The organism is Sphingobium phenoxybenzoativorans, from assembly GCF_001757355.1.
GTDB classification, from domain to species: Bacteria; Pseudomonadota; Alphaproteobacteria; order Sphingomonadales; family Sphingomonadaceae; genus Sphingobium; species Sphingobium phenoxybenzoativorans.
On record NZ_MINO01000141.1, the window covers coordinates 1 to 4396 of the forward strand.

The 4396-nt window shown below is 67.4% G+C and carries 7 protein-coding genes and 1 pseudogene; 5 read left to right on the plus strand and 3 right to left on the minus strand.

Annotation, left to right across the window (positions count from 1 at the left end; genetic code table 11):
* From BHQ40_RS24140 to BHQ40_RS24150, 3 genes and pseudogenes are all read right to left on the minus strand, one after another.
* Nucleotides 1–241: pseudogene (locus BHQ40_RS24140) on the minus strand (TolC family protein); the annotation flags it as partial.
* A 63-nt stretch (nucleotides 242–304) separates the two neighbouring features.
* On the minus strand, nucleotides 305–562 hold the full coding sequence (locus BHQ40_RS24145) for a hypothetical protein (RefSeq protein WP_007683334.1): 258 nt from the start codon (nucleotides 560–562) through the stop codon (nucleotides 305–307).
* A 77-nt stretch (nucleotides 563–639) separates the two neighbouring features.
* Nucleotides 640–1002, minus strand: coding sequence for a hypothetical protein (locus BHQ40_RS24150; RefSeq protein ID WP_007406428.1), 363 nt, complete (start codon nucleotides 1000–1002; stop codon nucleotides 640–642).
* 261 nt (nucleotides 1003–1263) lie between these two features.
* On the opposite strand from BHQ40_RS24150, the gene BHQ40_RS24155 reads away from it, so the two are divergent.
* The 5 genes from BHQ40_RS24155 to BHQ40_RS24175 form a co-directional block, all read left to right on the plus strand.
* Nucleotides 1264–1602, plus strand: a complete 339-nt coding sequence (locus tag BHQ40_RS24155; RefSeq protein ID WP_007406371.1) for a hypothetical protein — start codon at nucleotides 1264–1266, stop codon at nucleotides 1600–1602.
* 91 nt (nucleotides 1603–1693) lie between these two features.
* A complete protein-coding gene (locus BHQ40_RS24160) occupies nucleotides 1694–2173 on the plus strand; it encodes a heavy metal-responsive transcriptional regulator (RefSeq protein ID WP_007406417.1) in 480 nt (159 codons plus the stop codon).
* Nucleotides 2170–2391, plus strand: a complete 222-nt coding sequence (locus BHQ40_RS24165; protein WP_007406426.1) for a hypothetical protein — start codon at nucleotides 2170–2172, stop codon at nucleotides 2389–2391. The genes BHQ40_RS24160 and BHQ40_RS24165 overlap by 4 nt, the downstream gene beginning before the upstream one ends.
* 59 nt (nucleotides 2392–2450) lie before the next feature.
* Nucleotides 2451–2771 carry a hypothetical protein gene (locus BHQ40_RS24170; protein ID WP_007406382.1) on the plus strand — a complete coding sequence of 107 codons (321 nt, stop codon included), beginning with the start codon at nucleotides 2451–2453 and terminating at the stop codon, nucleotides 2769–2771.
* Between the two features lie 23 nt (nucleotides 2772–2794).
* Nucleotides 2795–4396 (plus strand): ferredoxin reductase (locus BHQ40_RS24175; protein ID WP_070158245.1); only part of this gene is annotated, 1602 nt, incomplete at its 3' end.

Here is a 4396-nt window from a genome sequence, read left to right on the forward strand (position 1 = left end):
AGTTCTGCAGGCCCAGGTCGAGCGTCGGATCGGGCAGGCGATCGGCCGCGACCGCCGAAGAGCGGGCGCCGGCTGTCGCCGCCGCGCGCGCCTTGAGGCTTGGCGCGTTGGCGGCAGCGAGCCTCACTGCCTGCTCGTAGGTGAGCGGGCCGGCCGACACCGGCACGGCCCAGGCGCTCGCAAGCGTCGCACCGATAGAGAGCAACAGGCGTCGCACAGCGCGCCTCGGCATCATGATCATGGATATCATCCCCTCATGACAGAGGCGGCGCGCCAAGATGTGACGCGCCGCTCCGGAGCGGGTTTAGCCCTTGTCCGACCTGACTGCGCCGCGCATGCAGTCGGCGGCGCTTGCCTGCATCATCGCGCAATCGCAGCTGGCCATGTCCCGGCTGTCGGGCACCCATATGCGGACACGCGCAGGGCCAGTCGCCCGCGGACCATATTGCGGCGCCGACCGCCATTCCCAATGGCCTTGCGGCGTGCGGCTCGCGTCGGTTGCAAGCGCAGGCGCGGCGAGACTGAGGGCCGCCACAAGGGCGGCCGGAAGCAGTTTGATCATCACGAAAACCTTTGACTGAAAAGAAGGAAACCGGGCGCGCACGCATCGATCGATGCGCGCAGCCCGTGCTCGTTCAATCAGGCAAGGCTGGTGGGAGGATCCGGCTCGGGCGCAACCGCCTTGCCGGTCAATATCGTGTCGGTCGTCCAGAAGCTGGGCGCGTCGTAGAGACGCGCAGGCGCAACGCCGCCTGCCAGGTCCGCTGCGACCAGCGGGATCACGCACCCCATCGCGGCGATGCAATCGAGCGTCAGGCCCTTGCAGGGCTTTTCGCTGGGCGCAGGCTGCTGCTTGGCCATCATCGCCATGCAGTCCGCATCCATGCCCTTGGCCAGCGGCGCGCCTGCCGCCTGCGGCACGCTGTGCGCGGCCGCCATCTGGGCTCCGAAGAGACCGGACAGCGCTCCGATGACGAGCAGGAGGGCGAGCAGGCGTTTCACGGGCCTCGATATCTAGCGGGTTTCGCGGGCGCAGCCAACCAAAGTCTCGCGCCGCGCGGATTTTGAAGTGCTGACGGCTGATTCCGTCAACTCCGCGTCAATAAAGATCCGGCCCGGGGAAGAAGATCGGCTGCGGCCTCTACGTATATCGAGGCTGGACCCGGGACCGTAGTCCCAAGCCTGAAGAGACGCTCTTCCCCTCGGCAAAGTCCGGGCGGTGGCTTACCATCCAAGGAGGTGAATATGGTCAGAAAAACTCTCATGGTCGCGCTTGCCGGCATTTCGATGCTTGCTGCCGTCCCCGCTATGGCCCAGGGCATCGGGCACAGCCTGTTCATGCGCGGCTCGATCGTCGACACGGGCAGCAACGGCACGGTCGTCTGCATCGGCAAGGCCGATGGCGCCGAGGTCGGCCAGAAGCTCGAGGTCTATCGCGTCGTGACCCATCCGGGTCCGTCCAAGGGCGTGGCGCCGACCTATCACCGCCAGCTCGTCGGCCATGTGACGATCGACCATATCTTTGACGATCACTTCGCGCACGTGTCCGTCGCCGACGGCACGCCTGCCAGGCACGACATCGTCGAGCTTCGCAAGAACTGACAAGCCGCCGGCGACGAGGAGACCGTTCGGGGTCAAAGCGAAACCGCTTGACCCTGGACCATGGTCCAACCGGCATGATCGAGCGGATGACATGGGCAATTTCAAGATCGGCGAACTGGCCGCGGCCGCAGGCGTGGGGCGGGATACGATCCGCTATTATGAGCGGATGGGCCTGCTGCGCGAGCCCGCGCGCACGGCAGCGGGCTACAGGCTCTACGACGCGACCGACCTCGAGCGCGTCAATTTCATCCGCTCGGCGCAGGAGCTTGGTTTCACACTCGAACAGGCCCGGCAGCTGCTGGCGCTCAGGGCGTCGGACACCGCGCATGCCCAGGCCGTGCTCGATATCACGCTTGCCAAGATCGCGGACGCCGAAGCCCGGCTCGAGCGCCTGTCGGATATCCGCGACATGCTGCGGATGCTCGCCGACGAATGCCCGGGCGAAGTGCCGGTCTCCGATTGCCCGATCCTCGCCTTCCTGACGGCGCGGCGGAAAGACCAGCAGCATAACAAGAAACATCAGGCAGCGCAGGACGAACGATCACCACGAGCGAAAGGGGTTTTGTCATGAAGAAAATGCGTTTGATCGCCGTCCTCACGCCGGCGCTGCTTCTAGGCGCCTGTGTGACCACGCGGCCGACCTCGGCGCAGGTCGAGAGTTGCCGGGCGATGGAGGGCAATATGGGTCTCCAGACGCCGCATGATCATGGCGAGATGAAGGGGCAGGGGCGCAACCCGATGAACCTCTCGCACGACCGGTGTCTCCGGATTCTGCGCAGCGCGCAATGAGCCGGTCCGGACGCCAGGGATGGCGCCCGGACACAGTTTTCAAGCAAAGGAGCAAAGCCATGATCGACCATGCGAAGAAAGCCCTTCCACTTGTCGGCGGAAGCCTGTTGCTGGCGCTCGCGCTTTCGGGCTGCGACCGCCAGGCCGACCAGACGGTGCCGCCCGCGGCGAACAGCGTCGCCGCCACCCCGGTCCTGACCGACAGCGGCAACGCTGCAGACGCGGCGCCGATGGACGCGATGAGCAACCAGGCCGAGATGGAGCGGCATCACCGTCAGGCGATGGACCATGACGCGATGCGCGCCGGGGCCGGCAACCAGACCGCGCCGGCACCCGATCCCGCGCCGGGCAATGCGGCGATGCCGATGAAGGATATGTAGGCTCGCACACTAAGGGGATGAGGATGTCCAGGCGGATCAGCCTTCGACGCTTGAGCCTCGGCTGCGCAATCGCTCTCAGCCTGTCCGCGAGCGCGGGCGCGCAGGAGGGCGAGGATCATGCCGCGCATCATGGCGCAGGCATGCCGGCCGGCGGGGGCATGTCCGCACCGGCAGAGCCGGTTTCGTCGGACATGGCGAAGATGATGAACCCCATGATGGATCGCATGATCAATGGGGAAGGGGAGAATGAGCACGGCCACGAATCGCGCCGGACCGGCTTCATCTCGCAGCTGCTCGCCTTTCCCGCGCTTGACGAAGCGGCAAGGCAGCGGGTCGCTGCGCAGGCCGGCGAACGGGTAAGCACGGGTCTGGCGATGATCAACGCCGCCTCGGCCGACGGCGCGCGTGCGACCACGGTCTCGGCCCGGCTCGATGCGGCGCGGCGCCTGCGCGAGGGAACCGACCTGTTCCGCTCCGGCACCGCCGCGCAGGGCGCGATCGGGGGCTTGCAGCCGCCCCGGGAGGTCGGGCTTGCCTGGCTGCGCGATCAGCTCGACATCGACCAGGCCGCGCCCGGCCATGCCGATCACTGGTTCGGCATCTCGCCCTCGCACCTCCTTCTCATGCTGTTCCTGGGGCTGGTGAGCGCCACGCTTATCGCGCTGCAGATCTTCCGCCTGCGGCGGATCGGGGCGATCGCCGGCGGTGTCGCCACCGCCAAGGTTCCAGCAAAGCCGGAGCCGAAGGCTGCCCCTCCCGCTACCAGGGTTGCGCCCGCGCCTGCACCCGTTGCCGACAGCGCCGGGCTCGCGCCGAGCAATGCGGCCGCACCCGCTGGGGCGTCGCTGCGCAAGCCCAAAAGCTGGGCGGGGCAGCTGCGCGTGGTCCAGATCGTGCGAGAGACGCCGAGCGTGCTGACCTTCCGGCTCGCGGACCCGACCGCCGACCGGCTGCCGTTCGACTTCCTGCCGGGCCAGTTCCTGCAGGTCGAGGTAGAGCCCGAAGCGGGCAAGACCGCGCGCCGTTCCTACACGATCGCCTCTTCGCCGACCCAGCGGGCCTATGTCGAACTGACGGTCAAGCGCGAGGAGCAGGGCGTGGTCTCGCGATACCTGCACGACAAGGTCGTCGCCGACGATCTGCTGAAGGTCAGCGGACCGTTCGGCGCCTTCACCTTCACGGGAACGGATGCCCAGAGCATCGTGCTGATCGCGGGCGGGGTCGGCATCACCCCGATGATGTCGGTGCTGCGCTATCTCACCGACACCGCGTGGAAGGGTGATATCTTCTTCTTCTACGGCGCACGGTCGACCGAGGAATTCGTGTTCCGCGACGAGCTCGAGCGGCTCGAACGCCGTTTTCCCAACCTCCATGTCGTCGCCGCGATGCAGCGCGCGCCCGGCACCGTCTGGATGGGCCCCGAAGGGCCGATCACGCGCGAGATGATCCTGGCCGCGGTGCCGGAGATCGCGAGCCGGCGCATCCATATGTGCGGCCCGCCGGCGATGATGGGCGCGATGCGCGGCGTGCTGGCGGAACTCGGCGTCCCCGAAGCGCAGCTGCACACCGAGGCGTTCGGTCCGGCCTCGCTGCCGGCCGACCACGAGGATCTCGAGGTCAAGCCC